The organism is Novosphingobium sp. BL-S-32 (assembly GCF_056857055.1).
The window spans coordinates 2,163,648-2,181,211 of record NZ_CM166476.1 but is presented as its reverse complement, the minus strand read 5'-3'; the positions used below and the strand labels follow the sequence as shown (position 1 = coordinate 2,181,211).

19 protein-coding genes are annotated in these 17,564 nt (G+C 65.0%); 8 read left to right on the top strand and 11 right to left on the bottom strand.

Annotated elements, in window-relative coordinates:
- Positions 1-17 precede the first annotated feature (17 nt).
- Complete coding sequence (locus AC1VVK_RS10130; protein WP_482902872.1) at positions 18-998, top strand: esterase-like activity of phytase family protein; 981 nt, start codon at positions 18-20, stop codon at positions 996-998.
- Between the two features lie 115 nt (positions 999-1,113).
- Here AC1VVK_RS10130 and rpmB read toward each other — a convergent pair whose 3' ends face one another.
- Positions 1,114-1,398, bottom strand: coding sequence for a 50S ribosomal protein L28 (rpmB, locus tag AC1VVK_RS10125; RefSeq protein ID WP_132387762.1), 285 nt, complete (start codon positions 1,396-1,398; stop codon positions 1,114-1,116).
- Between the two features lie 115 nt (positions 1,399-1,513).
- Between rpmB and tadA the strand changes: the two genes are divergently transcribed.
- A complete protein-coding gene (gene tadA, locus AC1VVK_RS10120; protein ID WP_132387760.1) occupies positions 1,514-1,969 on the top strand; it encodes a tRNA adenosine(34) deaminase TadA in 456 nt (151 codons plus the stop codon).
- A 7-nt stretch (positions 1,970-1,976) separates the two neighbouring features.
- Here the strand turns inward: tadA and nadC are convergent, their stop codons facing one another.
- The 3 genes from nadC to AC1VVK_RS10105 form a co-directional block, all read right to left on the bottom strand.
- Positions 1,977-2,837 (bottom strand): carboxylating nicotinate-nucleotide diphosphorylase, encoded by an 861-nt coding sequence (gene nadC, locus AC1VVK_RS10115; RefSeq protein WP_482902871.1) that lies wholly within the window; start codon positions 2,835-2,837, stop codon positions 1,977-1,979.
- 52 nt (positions 2,838-2,889) lie between these two features.
- Positions 2,890-3,147 (bottom strand): putative hemolysin, encoded by a 258-nt coding sequence (locus tag AC1VVK_RS10110; RefSeq protein ID WP_482902870.1) that lies wholly within the window; start codon positions 3,145-3,147, stop codon positions 2,890-2,892.
- A gap of 81 nt (positions 3,148-3,228) precedes the next feature.
- Entirely contained in the window at positions 3,229-3,903 is a 675-nt protein-coding gene (locus AC1VVK_RS10105; RefSeq protein ID WP_482902869.1) for a YiaD family glycine zipper/OmpA-like lipoprotein, read from the bottom strand.
- A gap of 232 nt (positions 3,904-4,135) precedes the next feature.
- Between AC1VVK_RS10105 and AC1VVK_RS10100 the strand changes: the two genes are divergently transcribed.
- Entirely contained in the window at positions 4,136-5,470 is a 1,335-nt protein-coding gene (locus tag AC1VVK_RS10100; protein ID WP_132387752.1) for a hemolysin family protein, read from the top strand.
- A gap of 249 nt (positions 5,471-5,719) precedes the next feature.
- Here AC1VVK_RS10100 and AC1VVK_RS10095 read toward each other — a convergent pair whose 3' ends face one another.
- Genes AC1VVK_RS10095 through AC1VVK_RS10080 form a run of 4 tightly spaced genes read right to left on the bottom strand, consistent with a single transcriptional unit; the run spans position 5,720 to position 10,013 of the window.
- A complete protein-coding gene (locus AC1VVK_RS10095; protein WP_132387750.1) occupies positions 5,720-6,136 on the bottom strand; it encodes a DUF3035 domain-containing protein in 417 nt (138 codons plus the stop codon).
- A gap of 4 nt (positions 6,137-6,140) precedes the next feature.
- Complete coding sequence (gene lspA / locus AC1VVK_RS10090) at positions 6,141-6,677, bottom strand: signal peptidase II (RefSeq protein WP_482902868.1); 537 nt, start codon at positions 6,675-6,677, stop codon at positions 6,141-6,143.
- Entirely contained in the window at positions 6,674-9,574 is a 2,901-nt protein-coding gene (gene ileS / locus AC1VVK_RS10085; protein WP_482902867.1) for an isoleucine--tRNA ligase, read from the bottom strand. The genes lspA and ileS overlap by 4 nt, the downstream gene beginning before the upstream one ends.
- A gap of 52 nt (positions 9,575-9,626) precedes the next feature.
- Positions 9,627-10,013 (bottom strand): hypothetical protein, encoded by a 387-nt coding sequence (locus tag AC1VVK_RS10080; protein ID WP_132387744.1) that lies wholly within the window; start codon positions 10,011-10,013, stop codon positions 9,627-9,629.
- Positions 10,014-10,044: 31 nt separating this feature from the next.
- On the opposite strand from AC1VVK_RS10080, the gene AC1VVK_RS10075 reads away from it, so the two are divergent.
- A complete protein-coding gene (locus AC1VVK_RS10075; protein WP_482902866.1) occupies positions 10,045-11,190 on the top strand; it encodes a serine hydrolase domain-containing protein in 1,146 nt (381 codons plus the stop codon).
- An 80-nt stretch (positions 11,191-11,270) separates the two neighbouring features.
- Here the strand turns inward: AC1VVK_RS10075 and AC1VVK_RS10070 are convergent, their stop codons facing one another.
- A complete protein-coding gene (locus AC1VVK_RS10070) occupies positions 11,271-12,200 on the bottom strand; it encodes a cation diffusion facilitator family transporter (RefSeq protein ID WP_482902865.1) in 930 nt (309 codons plus the stop codon).
- A gap of 10 nt (positions 12,201-12,210) precedes the next feature.
- Positions 12,211-12,828 carry a pyridoxamine 5'-phosphate oxidase gene (gene pdxH / locus AC1VVK_RS10065; RefSeq protein ID WP_482902864.1) on the bottom strand — a complete coding sequence of 206 codons (618 nt, stop codon included), beginning with the start codon at positions 12,826-12,828 and terminating at the stop codon, positions 12,211-12,213.
- A gap of 221 nt (positions 12,829-13,049) precedes the next feature.
- On the opposite strand from pdxH, the gene AC1VVK_RS10060 reads away from it, so the two are divergent.
- Positions 13,050-14,024 carry a DnaJ C-terminal domain-containing protein gene (locus AC1VVK_RS10060; RefSeq protein ID WP_482902863.1) on the top strand — a complete coding sequence of 325 codons (975 nt, stop codon included), beginning with the start codon at positions 13,050-13,052 and terminating at the stop codon, positions 14,022-14,024.
- A 27-nt stretch (positions 14,025-14,051) separates the two neighbouring features.
- On the opposite strand, the gene mnmA is transcribed toward AC1VVK_RS10060, so the two are convergent.
- Positions 14,052-15,221: a tRNA 2-thiouridine(34) synthase MnmA gene (gene mnmA / locus AC1VVK_RS10055; RefSeq protein ID WP_482902862.1), complete on the bottom strand. Its 1,170-nt coding sequence runs from the start codon at positions 15,219-15,221 to the stop codon at positions 14,052-14,054.
- Positions 15,222-15,383: 162 nt separating this feature from the next.
- Here mnmA and AC1VVK_RS10050 point away from each other — a divergent pair, with 162 nt between their 5' ends.
- The 3 genes from AC1VVK_RS10050 to AC1VVK_RS10040 all read left to right on the top strand — a co-directional run bounded on the left by AC1VVK_RS10050 (position 15,384) and on the right by AC1VVK_RS10040 (position 17,556).
- A complete protein-coding gene (locus AC1VVK_RS10050) occupies positions 15,384-15,716 on the top strand; it encodes a hypothetical protein (RefSeq protein WP_482902861.1) in 333 nt (110 codons plus the stop codon).
- A gap of 2 nt (positions 15,717-15,718) precedes the next feature.
- Positions 15,719-16,018, top strand: a complete 300-nt coding sequence (gene sciP / locus AC1VVK_RS10045) for a CtrA inhibitor SciP (protein WP_132387726.1) — start codon at positions 15,719-15,721, stop codon at positions 16,016-16,018.
- 335 nt (positions 16,019-16,353) lie between these two features.
- The gene (locus tag AC1VVK_RS10040; RefSeq protein ID WP_482902860.1) at positions 16,354-17,556 is read left to right on the top strand and encodes an efflux RND transporter periplasmic adaptor subunit; all 1,203 of its coding nucleotides are present in this window, start codon (positions 16,354-16,356) and stop codon (positions 17,554-17,556) included.
- Positions 17,557-17,564 lie beyond the last annotated feature (8 nt).

Genomic DNA, 17,564 nt, shown 5'->3' with positions numbered 1-17,564 from the left:
TCCCTATTCCGCTTCTTGTGCGCCGCACCATAGCCCTTCTCGCCCTGCTCGCGCTCTTGCCGCTGACTTGGGGGCGTTCGCCCCATCCCGCCAAGCTGAAGCAGCTCGAACTGGACATCGTCCCGCTCGCCCTGCCCGCGCCCGATCGGATGGCCGCCCATCTCGGTGCGTTCCATCTTGAGCAGGCCTGGCAGCTCCGCAGCCGCACGCATCGATTCGGCAGTTACTCCGCCCTGCTGATGCGCAAGGACGGGTCCATGCTGGGCCTCAGCGATTCGGGCAATTTCCTGCGCTTCCGGCCGCCGGGCGAATCACAGGCCCATAGCCGGATCGGCGAACTCCCGCTTTCGAACGGAGAGGCCAAGGAAGATCGCGACGTCGAATCGGCCACGGAAGACAGCGACGGTACGATCTGGCTCGGCCTTGAGGGCAAGAATGCGATCTACCGCATGACCCCGAAGTTCCACGTGGAAAAGCGCGTGCAACCCGATTCGATGCGCGACTGGGGCGTCAACACCGGCCCCGAGGCTATGACCCGGCTCGCGGACGGGCGATTCGTGCTCCTGCGCGAAGGGTTCTCGGGCTGGAGCAGCCATCTCCACCCGGCCGTCATGTTCGCCGGCGATCCCACCGAAAATCCCGATGGCCAGCGATTCGTCTTCGACGGGCCGGACGGCTTCAGCCCCACCGACATGGCGCAGATGCCCGACGGACGGCTGCTGATCCTGATGCGCCGCCTGATCTGGCCGATGCCCCAGCACTTCGCCGGACGCATCGCCATCGGCGATCCCAAGACGATTCGCCCCGGGCAGATCTGGCGGGTGAAGGAAGTGGCACGGCTGTCATCGGATCTGCCGATCGACAATTTCGAAGGCCTTGCCATCGTCCCGCGTGAGGACGGGCGGCTGACTATCTGGCTGATATCGGACGACAATTACTCGCCGCTCCAGTGCACACTGCTCTGGAAGATGAGCGTCGACCCTGCCCAGCTGCCCTGAAATCTCGCCGATTTTCACCGCAACGCAGACATGCAAAAAGGCGCGCAAGGCCAAAGCCCGCACGCCATTTCACAAATCGGCTGAAATCACGCTCCCCGACAGGGAGCGCGAGAAATCAGGCGGCGATCTTCTTCTTCAGCTCACGCTTCACCTTGAGGGCGCGCGTGCTGAGCTTCTCGTCCGAAGACTTGAGCAGCCAGTTGTCGAGGCCGCCGTTGTGCTCGACCGAACGGAGACCGTGGGTCGAAACGCGGAACTTGAAGCTGCGCTCCAGGCCGTCCGACAGAAGCGTTACGTTCTGCAGGTTGGGAAGGAAGACGCGCTTGGTCTTGTTGTTGGCGTGGCTGACGTTGCAGCCGACCTGGCGGGCCTTGCCGGTCAGTTCGCAGATGCGGGACATGTCTAACTCTCGCTCGAAAAATTCTGTGGCCGTAAATACGGGAAGGCGCGCCCTTAGCGATTCACCCGGGCATGGTCAAGTTGCACACAGCTTTTTGAGCCGCTAGCGCTGGATCATGACCCGTTGGCCGCTCCCCGAATACATGCAACTCGCCCTCGCGCAAGCCCGGGAAGCCGCCGATTCAGGCGAAGTGCCGATCGGCGCGGTGCTTGTGAAGGACGGAAAAGTGATTGCCGCCGGACGCAACGGTCCGCGCGAACGCCACGACCCTACAAGCCATGCCGAGATCGAGGCGATTCGCGCCGGAGCGGCGATTCTCGGCAACGAGCGACTCGAAGGATGCGAGCTGTGGGTCACGCTGGAGCCCTGCGCGATGTGCGCGGGCGCGATCTCCCACGCGCGCATCGCCCGCCTCTACTATGGCGCCGCAGACCCCAAGGGCGGCGCCGTCGAACACGGTGCACGCGTGTTCGAACACGACCAGTGTCTCCACCGGCCGGAAGTCTATTCGGGAATCGGCGAGGCCGAGGCCGCGGACATGCTGCGCAGCTTCTTCCGGCAGCGCCGCTAAGCCCAACTCAAAGCGGCGTGAAATCCAGCCCGATATCCGCTGCCGGGGCGCTCTGGGTCAGGCGGCCCACCGAAACATAGGTCACACCCGAAGCCGCGATGGCGCCGATGGTGGCCAGGTTCACGCCGCCCGACGCTTCAGTCGGCACGCGCCCGGCAACCAGCGCCACGGCCTGCCGCAGCATGTCCGGGCTCATATTGTCGAGCAGGAGGTGATGCGCGCCGGCGGCAATGGCGGGTTCGATCTGTTCGAGGTGATCGACCTCACAAATGATCTGCGCGACGCCCGCCGCCTTGGCGCGGGCCACAGCCGGGCCGACGCCGCCTGCGACGAGGACATGGTTGTCCTTGATCATCGCCGCGTCCCACAGGCCCATACGGTGGTTCCGGGCGCCGCCCATGCGGGTCGCGTACTTTTCAAGGTGACGGAGCCCCGGAATGGTCTTGCGCGTGTCCAGCAGCGTCGCATGCCCGTTCATGGCGTCAACATAATCACGAGTCATCGTGGCGATGCCCGACAGGTGCTGCACGGTATTGAGCGCCGCGCGCTCGCCGGTAAGCATTGCGCGGGCATTGCCGGTCAGGCGCATGAGGTCCGCGCCGGGTTCGACGCGGGTGCCTTCCTCGACAAGGATCTCGATCTCCATCGCCGGGTCCAGGCTGCGGAAAAAGGCCGCCGCGATCGGCAGACCGGCGACCGTGATCGCATCCCGCGAATCCATCACTCCGGAGAAACGCGCATCCGCGTCGATCACACTTTCGGACGTAACGTCACGGCCTCCACCCGGAAGGCCCACGCCGAGGTCCTCGGCAAGCGTTGCGTCGACAAAGGCGGCAAGGTCGAAACCCGGGATCGCGAAAGTGCTCATGGAGCGCGTCTTTCGCGCGTTCGAACAGGAATGTCGAGTTCCATGCCCGGGTTCAATGATCGTTGGCGGGATGGGCCTCGCGAAAGAGTTGCCATTCCTCGACCACGCGGCCGTCGGGCAAATAGCAGTAGCCGGTTTCGCCCTGCGCCTCCTGACGGATTTCGCTGCGACCACCCTGTTCCACGCAGTATTTCGAGGCCGGATTGGCCAAGCCGATAGGCGCGGCGGCCGGCTGCCTATCAGAGGCGCAGCCCGCCAGAACGAGGGCGAGGGCCGGGAGGGCAGGAGCGACAACGCTTCGAACAGTCATCTTCGTTTCCCCTCGGAGCAAGAAAAAGGGGCCGGACTTCGAAGCCGGCCCCTTTCATCATCATACGCCTGCAACGCGCGATCAATGCGCCGCTTGGGCCTGATCGGTCGTGACCGGGGTTATCTTGATCTCCACGCGGCGATTCTTGGCCCGGCCTTGCTCGGTACCGTTGTCGGACACCGGGTAATTCTTGCCCATCCCTTGCGTCTGGATGCGCGAGGAGGAAACGCCCTGCATGATGAGGTACCGCGCGACCGAATCTGCACGCCGCTTCGAAAGGTCGAGGTTGAACGCGTCAGAGCCGACCGAATCGGTATGGCCGTACACGTCGATCAGGCTGTTCGGATATTGCTTCATCGAATCGGCCACTTTGTCGAGCGCCTGCTGGAACGCGGGGCTGATCTCGGTGGAATTGAACGCGAAAGTCACGTCGGGAAGGTTGACGAGAATGCCGTCGCCTTCCTTGGTCACGTCGATGCCCGAGCCCGAGGTCTGCTCCTTCAGCTCGCGGATCTGCTTGTCCATCTGGCTGCCCACCACGGCGCCGGCGACGCCGCCGATGCCGGCCCCAACGATGCGCGCGCTGCGGCCGCCGATCACGGCGCCCAGCAAATAGCCCAGCCCCGCACCGCCGGCTGTACCAAGCGCCGTGCGGGAGGCCTTCCGTTCACCAGTATTGGGATCCGTGACACAGGCCGAAACGGCAACGAGGGAAAATACGGCCACAGCCGATGTCAGGAAACGCGACTTCATCATGATCCTTTCTTGGAGAATTACTTCCGGAGATTGTGTGTGGTCGTGAACGTGAACAGCTTATGGACACGGGCGCAGGAACGAGCGCCAGCCCCGAGTGTTCCCTTGCAAACAGTGGCTTGAGCCATCGCGGGGGAGCTTTTCACGTCTGCGCGTGTTTCTCGCGCGTTTCGGAATGCTGCATTTGCAACATGCGCTTCGCAGCGACCAAGAATTCTGCTAGCGCAGATTTATTGTGACGCCCTTTCCCTGGACCGACCTCCTCATCATCGCCGGCCTGATCCTGATCAATGGCCTGTTTTCCATGTCCGAACTGGCCATTGTCTCGGCGCGCTCGGCGCGCCTGAAGATCTCGGCCGACAAAGGCAGCAAGAGCGCGCAGACCGCGCTCGACCTGGCTGCCGACCCCGGCAAGTTCCTCTCCACCGTACAGATCGGCATCACGCTGATCGGCATCGTCGCCGGCGCCTATTCGGGCGCCAGCCTGGAACAGCCCGTAGCGGAGCGACTGGAAGCCTGGGGCGTCGCCGCGCGCTTTTCCCACCACACCGCGTTCACGCTGGTCATCATCGCCACGACATATGCCAGCCTTGTGGTTGGTGAACTCGTGCCCAAGCAACTGGCCTTGCGCGCCGCCGAATCGGTCGCGCTGGTCATGGCGCAGCCGATGGTCTGGATGTCGAAAGCCATGGCCCCGATCGTCTGGCTGCTCGATCGGTCCTCGGGCCTGATCCTGCGCCTGATCGGCGTGCGCCGCGGTGGGGAGGAGCAGATCACCGCCGAAGAACTCCAGATGATCTTCGCCGAGGCCACCCGCTCGGGCGTGATCGAGGAGGAAGACCGTGCGATCATGGCGGGCGTCATGCGCCTTGCCGACCGGCCGGTGCGCGAACTGATGACGCCGCGCAACCAGATCGACTGGATCGACGTCGACGCCGACGAGGCGACGCTGCGCGCCAAGATCGAGGCATCGCCGCACTCGCTGCTGCCCGTGGCGCGCGAATCCTCTCCCGATACGGTGCTCGGCGTGCTCAAGGTGCGCGAAGTGCTGGCCGCGCTCGTGGCCGGGCGGCCGGTAGAGATCGCGGCGATGATGAAGAAAGCGGAGGTCGTTCCCGACCAGCTCGACGCCATGGACGCGCTGCGCAAGCTTCAGCAGGCCGAAGTGCCGATGGCGATGGTCCATGACGAATATGGCCACCTTGAAGGCGTGGTGACCACCTCCGACATGCTCGCCGCGCTGGCGGGGACGTTCGTGAGCCATCAGGACGAAGGCGACGAGCCGATGGTCGTGGTGCGCGAAGACGGCTCGCTGCTGGTCTCCGGCGCCATGCCGGCCGACGCGCTGGCAGACCGCCTCGGCCTGACGCTCGACGATGACCGCGAATTCGCAACCGTGGCCGGCTACGTGTTGGCCGTGCTCAAGAAAGTCCCGCGCGAGGGCGAGCATTTCGCCGACCAGGGATGGCGTTTCGAGGTCGTGGACATGGACGGGCTCAAGATCGACAAGATCCTGGTCTCCCGAATCGATGAGGATACCGGCGACGATGGGGTGTCCGGCGAGGGCTGAGCGGCTTCATCCCGCAGATTAGTGCCCTTAACCGATACGCTTGCATCAACCCTAGGTCGTCGCCCCCGCGAAGGCGGGGGCCCCGCTTCCTTCTTCATCCGACATCGCAAGAAAAAGCGGGCTCCCCGCCTTCGCGGGGACGGCGGAATTTGGTTTTGTCGCGTGGTGGTCGATCCAAACCTCTTCCCCAACGAAAAAGAGCCGGAAGCGGATACCGCCCCGGCTCTTTTTCGTATTTGACCGAAAGGATCAGCCGCCGATGGCGGTCTGCGCGCTCTGGCCGTCGCCTTCGGGGGCGGCGAGGATGGCGCGGGTCACCTGGCCCTTGGCCACGGTGTAGGTGCCCGGATCACCCACGGTCGAGCGGATCGACGGTTCGGCCGGGCCGGCAAGGCTCAGCGCCGACTTCTCGATATCGCTTCGGGCCTGCGGACCGCCGAACAGCGCGTCGAGCGTCTGCTGCTGAAGCGAATCGTCGCTGGGGCGCGGCTGGCCTTCCTTCGGCGGGCTGAGCGCGAAATCGGGCGGCACCACCAGCGGAGTCTGACGCTGAACAGCGAATTCGTCGGGACGGGCGTGATTGAACAGGCCAGTGCTTCCGCAGCCGGACACGAGCGCCGCGCCGGCGGCGACGAGAATCAGGGCTCCGGTCTTCTTCATGGGCATCAACTCAAATCTCCGGGGCGGCGTTAGCCGTGTCGTGTCCGCCATTCGTGTCCGGCTTGTCGCGCGAAAGCAGTGAACGGGCAAGGATAATCAGGACGCCGATGGTGATGGCGGCATCGGCGATGTTGAAAACGAGGAAAGGGCGGAATTCGCCAAAGTGCAGGTCGGCATAATCAATGACATAGCCGTTGCCCGCACGGTCGCGGATATTGCCCAGCGCGCCGCCGAGGACCAGCGCGAGCGCAGCGATATCGGGCAGCTTGCGCTCACGCAGCAGCCAGACCAGCACGAAGAGCGCGATGGCCGCCGTCATCGCGACAAGCACCCAGCGTCCTTCGGGCGAGCCCGCCGTGAACAGGCCCAGCGAGACGCCGTAGTTCTCGGTCCAACGCAAGTTGAATATCGGCAGGATCTCAATCACGCGCTCAAACGTCGGCAGGGTCTTGAGATGGAAGACCATCCAGATCTTGACCGCCTGGTCGATCGCGAAGACCGCAGCCGCGATCAGCAGCCCGATCAGGCGGTTGCGCCAGACGCTCATGCAGGGGTCTCCGTTTCGCCGACGACCTCGTCACAGCGGTCGCACAAGTCACCGTCTTCCGAGACTTCGGGAAGGTGGCGCCAGCAGCGGCCGCACTTGTGGTCGGTGGAGGGCGTGACAGTCACGTCATCTCCCTGCCCACGCGTCACTGTCGCGGTGATGAACAGTTCCGCCAGATCGCCTTCCGGAGCATTCGCGGGAACGGTCACTTCGGCGGCGAGGCTGGAGCCGACGATCTTCTCGCGGCGCAGCGGCTCGATGGCTTCCGTCACCTTCACGCGCAGAGCGCGAAGCTCGGCCCAGCGAGCGGCATCGGCTTCTACGGCGGGGACTTCCGGCCATTCGAGCAGGTGCACGCTCTGGCTGCCCGGGAAGCGGCTCTGCCAGACTTCCTCGGCCGTGAAGACGGTGACCGGCGCGGCATAGCGCACCAGCGCGTGGAACAGCGTGTCCAGCACGGTGCGATAGGCGCGGCGCTTCGGATCCGAAGGCGCGTCGCAGTAGAGGCAGTCTTTGCGGATATCGAAGAAGAAGGCCGAGAGGTCTTCGTTGCAGAAATCCAGCAGCGTGCGGACGTACGTGTTGAAGTCGAAGTCCGCGACGGCCTTGCGCAGCGTGGCGTCGACGCCCGCCAGCAGCGAGAGCACGTAGCGCTCCAGCTCGGGCATCTCTTCAACCGGCAGCTTCTCTTCGTTCGAGAAGCCATCGAGCGCGCCCAGCAGGTAGCGCATGGTGTTGCGCAGCTTGCGGTACTGGTCGGCCACGCCCTTGAGGATCTCGTCACCGATGCGGTGATCCTCGGTGTAGTCGACCGAAAGCGCCCAGAGGCGGATGATGTCCGCGCCGTTGGTCTCCATGACCTTGAGCGGGCTGATCGTGTTGCCCAGCGACTTCGACATCTTGAAGCCCTTGGCATCCATGGTGAAGCCGTGGGTCAGCACCGCCTTGTACGGCGCATGGCCGCGCGTGGCGCAGGATTCGAGCAGCGAGGACTGGAACCAGCCGCGATGCTGGTCGCTGCCTTCAAGGTAGAGGTCGGCGGTGGGGCCGACATGATCCTCGGCCGGCACCAGTTCGGGCCAGCGGCCGGATTCGAGCACGAAGGCGTGGGTCGAGCCGGAATCGAACCAGACGTCGAGAATGTCGACGACGCGCTCGTAGTTCTCGGCATCGTACTTGGCGCCGAGGTATTCCTGCGCGCGCGCGTCCGACCAGGCATCAACGCCCTGTTCGCGGATCGCGTGGATGATGCGGGCGTTCACTTCGGCATCGACGAGATATTCGCCAGACTTGCGGTCGACGAACAGCGTGATCGGCACGCCCCAGGCGCGCTGGCGCGAAAGCACCCAGTCCGGGCGGCCTTCGACCATCGCGCCGATGCGGTTGCGGCCCTTTTCGGGGACGAAACGCGTTTCGGCGATGGCGTCGAGCGCCGCTTCGCGCAGCGTCGGCGAGGCTTCGGCAGTCTCGTCCTGCGGATCGATGGCGCCGCCTTCACCTTCCCAGCGACGTTCGGCGCGGGTCTTGGAGGGCAGGTGGCCGAGAACCTTGTCCATCGGCACGAACCACTGCGGCGTGCAGCGGAAGATCACCTTGGCCTTCGAACGCCACGAGTGCGGGTAGGAGTGCTTGTAGTCGGCCGAAGCCGCCAGCAGCGCGCCAGCCTCACGCAGGTCCGAGCAGATCGGGCCATCGGGGGCGTTGAACTTGGGATTGATGACCGAGCCCTGGCCGCCGAGCCAACCCCAGTCCTCACGATACTTGCCGTCGGCCTCGACCACGAACTTGGGGCCGATGCCATGCGCCTTGCAGAGCAGGAAGTCGTCCTCGCCATGGTCGGGCGCCATGTGGACGAGGCCGGTGCCGCTCTCGGTGGTGACGAAATCGCCCGCGAGCAGCGGACGCGGCTCGGCGAAGAAGCCGCTCAGCGCATGCATCGGGTGGCGGGCGACAGTGCCCGCGAGGTCGGCGCCGAGATAAGTGCCGAGCGCATATTCGGAAAGATCGGCCTCACCGGTCACGCTTTCGGCAACCGGGCCAAGCCCGCTGCGCGCGAAGAAGGCTTCGAGCAGCGGCACCGCAATCAGGAAGCGGCGGCCGTCATGCGCGCGGTAATGGTGGTATTCGACCTCAGGCCCATAAGCGAGCGCCTGGTTGGTCGGGATCGTCCACGGCGTGGTCGTCCAGATCACCGCATGCGCGCCGACCAGTTCCGCAATCGGCGATTCGGTGATCTCGAAAGCCACGTCGATCTGGGTCGAGACGATATCCTCGTACTCGACTTCGGCCTCTGCCAGCGCGGTCTTTTCGACCGGGCTCCACATCACCGGCTTGGCACCGCGATAGAGCATCTGGTGCTCGGCAAACTTCAGCAGTTCGCCGACGATGGTGGCCTCAGCCTGGAAGTCCATGGTGAGGTAGGGCTTGTCCCAGTCACCATTGACGCCGAGGCGCTTCAGCTGCTCGCGCTGCACATTGACCCAGTTCTGGGCATAGGCGCGGCATTCGGCGCGGAATTCCTCGGCGGGAACCTCGTCCTTGTTCTTCTTCTTCTTGCGGTACTCTTCCTCGACCTTCCACTCGATGGGCAGGCCGTGGCAGTCCCAGCCGGGAACGTAAGGCGCGTCCTTGCCCAGCAGCGTCTGGGTGCGGACGACCATGTCCTTGAGGATGTGGTTCAGCGCATGGCCGATGTGCATGTCGCCATTCGCGTAGGGCGGGCCGTCATGCAGCACGAACTTCTCGCGGCCCGCGCGCGCGTCGCGGGTCTTGCGGTAAATGTCCTCATCCTGCCAGCGCGCAAGAATTCCCGGCTCCTTCTGGGGGAGCCCGGCCTTCATGGGGAAATCGGTCTTCGGCAGGAAGACGGTGCTTCTGTAATCGCGCTGTTCGGTCATATGCGCACGCGCACTAGAGCAAATGCGCGGCTCTTGGAAGTCCGTGCGCGTGTCAGCGCGGCCACGGTTCGAGCTGGCAGCCGCGATCGGGTGCGAAGGTCGCGGTCTGGCTGGCGAGCAGGGGCACGCTGGCCTTGACGCTGAGGCTCTGCGCGTCCTCCGAAAGCATCAGCAGGCCGCCGGTCCTTCCGAGCCCGGCAACGGCGAGATCGGCCTTGCAGACTCCAAGGTCTCGCCCCGATACAAAGCGGCACACGCAGCCGGTTCTTGCCGCATAGGAGGTGCTGACGAGTGCCTGCTGGCGCAGTCCCGGCCACGCGAAAGCCAGCGCCGCCACCAGCGCAAGTGCTGCCAGAAGCAGGACGTTCCGCAGCCAGCGAGATGGTTGCCTTGTCAGCCACCTGCTGTCCCCGGTCCTGTAAGTTCTGGCTGTTGCCATCCGCCCGCGCCTCGCACATCACACCCGCGTCATGCCGGTGCGCCGCCTTCCCCATATCCTCGCCCTCCTCGCCGTGCCAGCCCTCTGGTCCTGCGGAAAGTCCACGCCGGACGGTCCTCCACCGCCAAGTGCCGAAGCCGAAGCCGCGATCAAGGACAATGGCGGCGCCGCGCACGGCGCACTGGGCCGCGCTATCGACGGGCTGTTCGAAGAATCCGAGGTAGGCCGCACCGAAGCGCTGGTCATCATGAAGCGCGGTTCGGTCGTTGCCGAGCGTTACGGCGCTGGAATCAAACCCGAAACGCGCCTGCCGGGCTGGGCCATGGGCCAGTGCGTCACGACGCTGATGATCGGCCAGCTCGTCAGCGACGGTCGCCTGCGGCTCGACGAATCGGCCCCGGTGCCCGAATGGCAACGCCCCGGCGATCCGCGCGGCGAGATCACCTTGCGCCAGCTTCTCCAGATGCGCTCCGGCCTGCGGCACACCGAATCCAGTGCTATGCCCGCAGGCGGTGTTACCGCCCAGTCCGACCGCATGCGCATGCTCTTCCTCGACGGGCGCGACGACATGGCCGCCTATGCCGAAGCGCAGCCGCTGGAAGCTCCGGCGGGCGCGGTTTTCGAAAACAGCGCGGCGACGCCGGTGATTCTCGCCGATCTGGCCGCACGCGTGCTCTCGCCCGACGCGACTCCCGACCGGCGCCGCGTGGCCGTGAGCGAGTACCTCAAGAACCGCGTGCTGCTGCCGCTTGGCATGGGCTCGACGATGGTCGGCTATGATGCGCGGGGAACGATGATCGGCTCGGCCATGGTCCACGCCTCGGCGCGCGACTGGGCGCAATTGGGTGAGTTCCTGCGCCACACCGGCGCCGTGCGCGGCGCGCAGGTGCTGCCGCGCCGCTGGGTACAGTTCATGCTCGCGCCCTCGCCGCGCAATGCCGCTTATGGCGCGGGAGTCTGGCTCAATCGCCCCAAGGCCAGCGATCAGGCAATCCTGTTCCCCGGCATGGCGCCAACGAATACGTTCGCCTGCCTCGGCGAATATGGCCAGTATGTGATCGGATCGCCCGACCAGCTGCTCACCGTGGTCCGACTTGGCGAGAGCAGCCACGCGCAGGAAGGCGAGTTGCACGATCGGATCGGCAAGCTGCTCGCGCTGTTTCCCGGCGGGGTCTGATTCCCGCCTTTGTCATTGCGGGCGATAGGGCGTCGGTTTGGGGAGGGTGAAAGCAGGGTTGGACGATCTCGCGCCCGATTTCAGTCCATCGTTACTCGGATCGGCGGAAGGACGTCCTTTCCAGCAGCGCCCACTTCATCGACCAACCCCTCGGGATCGGGGTGGATGATGATCTCCAGATCGGGGAACACGGCATGGAGCCGATCCTCGATCGCATCCATGACCTTGTGCGCCTCCCGCACGGTCATCCGGGCATCGACCCAGACGTGGAACTGCACGAAATCCTTGTTGCCGGACGTGCGCGTGCGCAGGTCGTGAACCCCGGTAATGTCAGGATTCTGGGCGAGGACTTCGAGGAAACGCTGCTTCTTTTCGGCAGGCCACTCGTGGTCCATGAGCTGGTCCAGCACCGCCTGTGAGGCGCCCCATGCGCCCCAGCCCAGCCAGCCAGCGATGGCCAGCCCAAACAGTGCATCGGCGCCCGCGAACCCGAAATTATATTCCAGCACCAGCGCGGCGATCACGGCGATGTTGAGCATCAGGTCGGACTGGTAGTGGACGCTGTCGGTATGGATGGCGATGCTGCCGGTGCGGCGGATCACATGGCGCTGCCAGCCCACCAGAATGAGCGTGATGACAACGGCGACGGCCGAGACCACGATCCCGGTTGCCGCGCCTTCCACTTTGCCGCCGGTGAACAGCCGTTCGGCCGCGCGGCTGGCGATACCGATCGCGGAAATCGAGATCAGCACGATCTGGAACAGCGCCGCGATCGCTTCGGCTTTGCCATGGCCGAAGCGGTGTTTGTCATCCGCCGGCTGCGCGGCAATCCAGACGCCCAGCAGTGTTGCAAGACTTGCCACGAGGTCGAGCGCGGTGTCGGCCAGACTGCCAAGCATCGCCATCGATCCGGTGGTCCAGGCGGCCCAGCCCTTGAGGCCCAGCAGAATCAAGGCCGCGCCAATGCTCGCCAAAGCGGCACTGCGGGTGAGGAAGGCGTTTTCGCTCATGGTCGGGCCGTCAGGGATAGAGCAGCGAGCTGGTCCAGCTGCCCCCGGCCGATTCGTCGCGCACGAAGCGGCGGCGTTCGTGAAGGCGATAGGGCCGATCCTGCCAGAATTCCATGGCGGCCGGAACCACGCGGTAACCGGTCCAATGCGCGGGACGTTCGATCTCGCCGCCTTCGAAACGGGCCTTCACGTCTTCATAGCGGTCCAGGAAAGTCTCGCGGCTGTCGAGCGGCGCGGACTGGTCCGAGGCAACCGCACCGATCTGCGAATCGCGGGCGCGGGAGTGGAAATAGGCATCGGCCTCGGCGTCGGTGACGGGCGAGAGCACGCCCTCGATGCGGATCTGGCGGCGCAGGCTCTTCCAGTGGAACAACAGCGCGACATGTGGATTTTCCGCGATTTCGTACCCCTTGCGGCTGTGTCCGTTGGTGTAAAACACGAAGCCGTCCGGACCGTGGTCCTTCAGCAGCACCATCCGCGCGGAAGGCACGCCGTCAGGCGTCGCGGTGGCAAGCGCCATGGCATTCGAATCGTTGGGTTCGCTTTCGCGGGCCTCGTTGTACCAGGCCTGGAACAGCGCGATGGGATCGCCGTGGGGAATGACCTCGCGCGCTTGTTCAGCTTCCATGTCGGGTTCCTGCGAATTGGGTGCCCAAGGGCACAGTTTACACGGTACCGGGACAGAAATCGCCCGGTTCGCCACATTCCCCGACTGCACCGCATCCGGATCGCCGCGACAAATCGGCAAATCCCGTTCGGGGGGAAGGACATGGCTGCGCCATACCGATGCGGGGGGAACTAGGAAAGCATCGCTTGCCGAGCGGCGCGCGCGATCCTAGCTAGGGGACTATGGCAGCAGACCCTTATTCCACCCTTGGCGTATCGCGCACGGCCAGCGAGAAGGAGATCAAATCCGCCTATCGCAAGCTGGCGAAGGAACTCCATCCCGATACCAACAAGGACAATCCCAAGGCCGCCGACCGGTTCTCGGAAGTAACCTCGGCCTATGACCTGCTTTCCGACAAGGACAAGCGCGCCAAATTCGATCGCGGCGAAATCGATGCCGATGGCAATCCGATGGGGTTCGGCGGATTTGGCGGGGGCGGCGGGGGCCATGGCGGCTTCGGATCGGGCTTCGGCGGTGCCGGCCAGCGCGGTTTTTCGGGCGGGTTCGGCGGCAATGACGGGATTGACCTCGAAGACCTGTTCGGCGGGATCTTCGGCGGCACCGGCAACCAGCGCGGCGGTTTCGGCGGCATGGGCGGCGGGGCAGGTGGCCCCGGCGGACGTGCCCGCGCGGCGGCGCGCGGGGCCAACGTCTCCTACCGCCTCTCGGTACCGCTGCTCGACGCCGCCGAGCTGAAGCCCCAGCGCATCACGCTGTCCGATGGCAAGACGATCGACCTCAAGCTCCCGGCGGGGGTTGAGGACGGCACCCAGATGCGCCTCAATGGCAAGGGCGAGCCAGGCCCCGGCGGCGCGGGCGATGCGATCATCACGATCCAGATCCAGCCGCATGCCTTCTTCCGGGCCGACGGCGACGATCTCCGGCTCGACCTGCCGATCACGCTGGACGAGGCGCTGAGCGGTGCAAAGGTCAAGACGCCGACACCTTCCGGCGCGGTCATGCTCTCGGTGCCCGCAGGCGCCAGCTCGGGCAAGGTCATGCGCCTCAAGGGACGCGGCATGAGTCGCAAGGACGGCACGCGCGGCGACCTGCTGATAAACCTGGAAATCTCGCTGCCCGAAAACGACACCGACCTGACCAAGCGCCTTGAAGGCTGGAAGGACGCGCGCGACGTGCGCGCAAAGCTGGGAATTTAAAGATTCTCCCCCGGCGGGGGAGAATCTTCAGTCCTCGATCGCGGGCGTCGTCCCGTCGATCCATCCGCCACCGACCACGCGGTCTCCCGAGTAGATCACGGCCGCCTGCCCCGGCGCCACGCCATATTCGGGCTCGGCGAAGCGAATCGTGGTTTCCGCGCCGTCACCGAACGGACCGTCGAGCGTGATCGGCACCGGCTTGGCCAGCGAACGCACTTTCGCCGTGAGCGGGCCAGCGGGAAGCGGGCCGATTCGGTTCGTCTCGGTAATGCGCGCAGCCCCCACGCCCAGCAAGCGGCGCGGGCCGACCATCACTCGGCGACCTTCTGCCTCGATTCGGGTCACGTAGAGCGGTTCGGGCTGGCCGCCGATCTCGATCCCCCGGCGCTGGCCGACGGTATAATGGATGATGCCGCGATGGGTACCGAGTTCCTCACCGGTGAGGGCATGGACGATCGGGCCCGTCGCATTGCCTTCAGGCCGCACTTTGGTGACGATCTTCGCATAGTCGCCATCGGGCACGAAGCAGATGTCCTGGCTGTCTGGCTTGGCCGCATTGCGCAGGCCGGCGGCTTCGGCAAGGCGGCGCGTCTCGCTCTTGGGCAGTCCGCCTAGCGGAAAGCGCAGGAAGTCGAGCTGAGCTTCAGTGGTGCCGTAAAGGAAATAGCTCTGGTCGCGCGCGGGATCGGCGGCGCGGTGCAGTTCGGGACCGGCCGCTCCGACCACGCGGCGCACGTAGTGGCCAGTGGCAAGGCAGTCCGCGCCAAGATCGCGCGCCATGGTCAGCAAGTCGGTGAACTTGGGCCCCATGTTACAACGGATGCAGGGAATCGGGGTGCGGCCGGCCATGTAGTCGTCCGCGAAGCGCTCGACGACTTCCTCGCGGAACTGGCTCTCGTGATCGAACACGTAGTGGGCGATGCCCAACCGATCAGCGACAGCGCGGGCATCGCGGATGTCGTCGCCGGCGCAGCAGGCGCCCTTGCGGCCGGTGGCGGCGCCATAGTCATAGAGCTGGAGCGTCACGCCGATGGTCTCGGCACCGGTGGCGGCGGCGAGCGCGGCAACGACGGAGCTGTCGACGCCGCCTGACATGGCAACGACAATTTTGCGCGCCGAAAGCGGCGCAGGGAGCTGGAACAGGTCGGCAGGATCGAGGCCGGCCACCAGTCCGGAAAGATCGGAGAGGGCGGTCATGGCCCGCCCCATACAGCGAGACGCGCGCGAATCCTACCTTTCTTGCATCATCGGCGAACGGGCGAGGGGCTCTGGCGGTATCGGCGGACGGTTAATCAAGGTGAAGGATGGGTAAACGCGGCCTTTACCGTCCTTTGACCAACCCTGTCGTAAAGACGCCATATGAACATCGCTTTTGAACATGAAACCGGCAAAGCGGGGCATGCGTCAGGTCGCGACGGCGAGGAGTTCATCCCGGAGATCGCACCGATCGACTGGTTTGCCTTGCGTTCCCGACTCTTCGCTGCCCATGATTTTCGCATGGCACTGGCAGAGGAACCGACACCTGTGCGGCAGCACCGCCGCGGCAGTTTTGCCGGCCCTGTCGCCAATGTGATTCACGCGTATGATGGGGGAGCACGAACCGTTAACCCAAATGATTTAGCCATTCGCAAGTCAACGACAGTCAATTTCGCTTCCGTCGCCGGCGGACGCAACACCGGCGCACGAGGGTGATGATGATCGAGAACCAGAAGATTCGTCCCGCGCAAGTGATCGGGCCGCTCGGGGAACCGTTGACGCTCGACAGTCTGCCGCCGCCGAGCACCACGCGCTGGGTCGTGCGCCGCAAGGCCGAGGTCGTGGCCGCCGTCAATGGCGGGCTGCTGACGATCGACGAGGTGTGTGAACGCTACAAGCTCACGCTTGAGGAATTCGCATCGTGGCAGCGGGCGGTTGACCGCTCGGGCATGCAGGGCCTGCGCGTTACCCGCATTCAACATTATCGCGATCTTTACGAGCGTCAGCAAAAGTACTGATCGCACCTATCACAAAGGCCCGCAAGGGCCGGACAAGCGGCGGTGGACCTCGGTTCGCCGCCGTTTTGCGTTTTTCTTCGGGGAATTCAGTAATTCCGGGTGCAATGGCTTGGCGAAAAAGCCATCCTCGACGCTGGTCGATCACGGTTAGCTACAGGCCGACAGTCGATTGCCACCGATCTGCCGCAGGTATATGGCGTTTCGTATGTTTTTTTCCGCCGAAACGGTGGCGTGTGGCCGTGTGTCCGCGTTGCATTCGGCGGCATGGTCCGGGCCACACCGCAGGGTGGGTCCGGATCGTGGTGAGGGGGCCTATCGCAGGATTTGCGGTGATCATGAACTACGACAGCAGAATTGACGCCAAGGGGAACGAGCACGTGGCCATTTCCGGCAGCCCGCTGGAGGGTGACGTTGATCAGGAGCGCCGGTCGCACAAGTGGATTTGGATGATCGTCGCTGCCGCCGTGGCCGTGGTGGGCATCTGGTTTTTCGTCCACAGCAGCGGCCAGGGCGACAAGTCGAAGGACTCCGATGTCCAGACCCCGGCGGTAACGGTCGTGGTGCCGGGCCGTACTTCGGTGCAGGGCACGATTTCCGCCACCGGCACGCTGGCGGCGCGCCGCGACATGCCCGTCGGTTCAGTGGGTGAGGGCGGGCAGGTCCGCTCCGTTCTGGTCGAACCGGGCGCATGGGTGTCGCAGGGCCAGGTTCTCGCCGTGGTCGACCGTTCGGTGCAGAACCAGCAACAGGCCAGCCAGTCCGCGCAAATTTCGGTTTCGCAGGCCGACGCCCGGCTGGCGCAGGCCAATCTGGACCGCGCGCTCAAGCTGGTCGACCGGGGCTTCATCTCCGCTGCCGATATCGACCGGCTGACCGCAACGCGCGATGCCGCCATGGCGCAGGTCAAAGTGGCGCGCGCGCAGCTCGGCCAGCTTCAGGCACAGGCTGCCCGACTGAACATTCTTGCCCCGGCGGCGGGCCTCGTCCTCGAACGCAATGTCGAACAGGGGCAGGTCGTCGGCGGCGGCAGCGCCGTGCTGTTCCGGCTGGCCAAGGATGGCGAGATGGAACTGCTCGCCCAGCTCAGCGAGGACGATCTTGCCCGCATCGGCGTCGGTTCCGAAGCCCGCGTGACTCCTGTCGGCTCGAACCAGACGTTCATCGGCCATGTCTGGCAGGTTTCGCCGGTAATCGACCCGACCAATCGTCAGGGCGTCGCGCGCATCCTGCTCGCCTACAATCCGGTACTGCGTCCGGGCGGCTTTGCCAGCACCACGATCGGCAGCGGTACGGTCGATGCACCGGTCCTGCCCGAATCCGCGATCCAGAACGATGACAAGGGCCCGTTCGTCTACGTCGTCGACAGCAAGAACAAAGTGCACCGCCGCGCGGTGCAGACCGGTCTCGTCACCGCGCAGGGCATCGTCGTGAAGTCGGGCCTGCAAGGCAACGAGAAGATCGTGCTGCGCGCCGGCGGGTTCCTCAACGATGGCGACACCGTCAAGCCGCGGCTTGTCACTGTCGCCAAACCCGATTGATCGGACGC

What these genes read in the sequence shown, in the direction of transcription:
- mnmA (WP_482902862.1), bottom strand. Translation starts at nt 15,221, where the DNA reads ATGACCGCCCTCTCCGATCTTTCCGGACTGGTGGCCGGCCTCGATCCT.
- AC1VVK_RS10060 (WP_482902863.1), top strand. Translation starts at nt 13,050, where the DNA reads ATGGCAGCAGACCCTTATTCCACCCTTGGCGTATCGCGCACGGCCAGC.
- AC1VVK_RS10040 (WP_482902860.1), top strand. Translation starts at nt 16,354, where the DNA reads ATGAACTACGACAGCAGAATTGACGCCAAGGGGAACGAGCACGTGGCC.
- ileS (WP_482902867.1), bottom strand. Translation starts at nt 9,574, where the DNA reads ATGACCGAACAGCGCGATTACAGAAGCACCGTCTTCCTGCCGAAGACC.
- pdxH (WP_482902864.1), bottom strand. Translation starts at nt 12,828, where the DNA reads ATGGAAGCTGAACAAGCGCGCGAGGTCATTCCCCACGGCGATCCCATC.
- rpmB (WP_132387762.1), bottom strand. Translation starts at nt 1,398, where the DNA reads ATGTCCCGCATCTGCGAACTGACCGGCAAGGCCCGCCAGGTCGGCTGC.
- AC1VVK_RS10080 (WP_132387744.1), bottom strand. Translation starts at nt 10,013, where the DNA reads ATGGCAACAGCCAGAACTTACAGGACCGGGGACAGCAGGTGGCTGACA.
- nadC (WP_482902871.1), bottom strand. Translation starts at nt 2,837, where the DNA reads ATGAGCACTTTCGCGATCCCGGGTTTCGACCTTGCCGCCTTTGTCGAC.
- AC1VVK_RS10105 (WP_482902869.1), bottom strand. Translation starts at nt 3,903, where the DNA reads ATGATGAAGTCGCGTTTCCTGACATCGGCTGTGGCCGTATTTTCCCTC.
- lspA (WP_482902868.1), bottom strand. Translation starts at nt 6,677, where the DNA reads ATGAGCGTCTGGCGCAACCGCCTGATCGGGCTGCTGATCGCGGCTGCG.
- tadA (WP_132387760.1), top strand. Translation starts at nt 1,514, where the DNA reads ATGACCCGTTGGCCGCTCCCCGAATACATGCAACTCGCCCTCGCGCAA.
- AC1VVK_RS10070 (WP_482902865.1), bottom strand. Translation starts at nt 12,200, where the DNA reads ATGAGCGAAAACGCCTTCCTCACCCGCAGTGCCGCTTTGGCGAGCATT.
- sciP (WP_132387726.1), top strand. Translation starts at nt 15,719, where the DNA reads ATGATCGAGAACCAGAAGATTCGTCCCGCGCAAGTGATCGGGCCGCTC.
- AC1VVK_RS10095 (WP_132387750.1), bottom strand. Translation starts at nt 6,136, where the DNA reads ATGCCCATGAAGAAGACCGGAGCCCTGATTCTCGTCGCCGCCGGCGCG.
- AC1VVK_RS10075 (WP_482902866.1), top strand. Translation starts at nt 10,045, where the DNA reads ATGCCGGTGCGCCGCCTTCCCCATATCCTCGCCCTCCTCGCCGTGCCA.
- AC1VVK_RS10050 (WP_482902861.1), top strand. Translation starts at nt 15,384, where the DNA reads ATGAACATCGCTTTTGAACATGAAACCGGCAAAGCGGGGCATGCGTCA.
- AC1VVK_RS10110 (WP_482902870.1), bottom strand. Translation starts at nt 3,147, where the DNA reads ATGACTGTTCGAAGCGTTGTCGCTCCTGCCCTCCCGGCCCTCGCCCTC.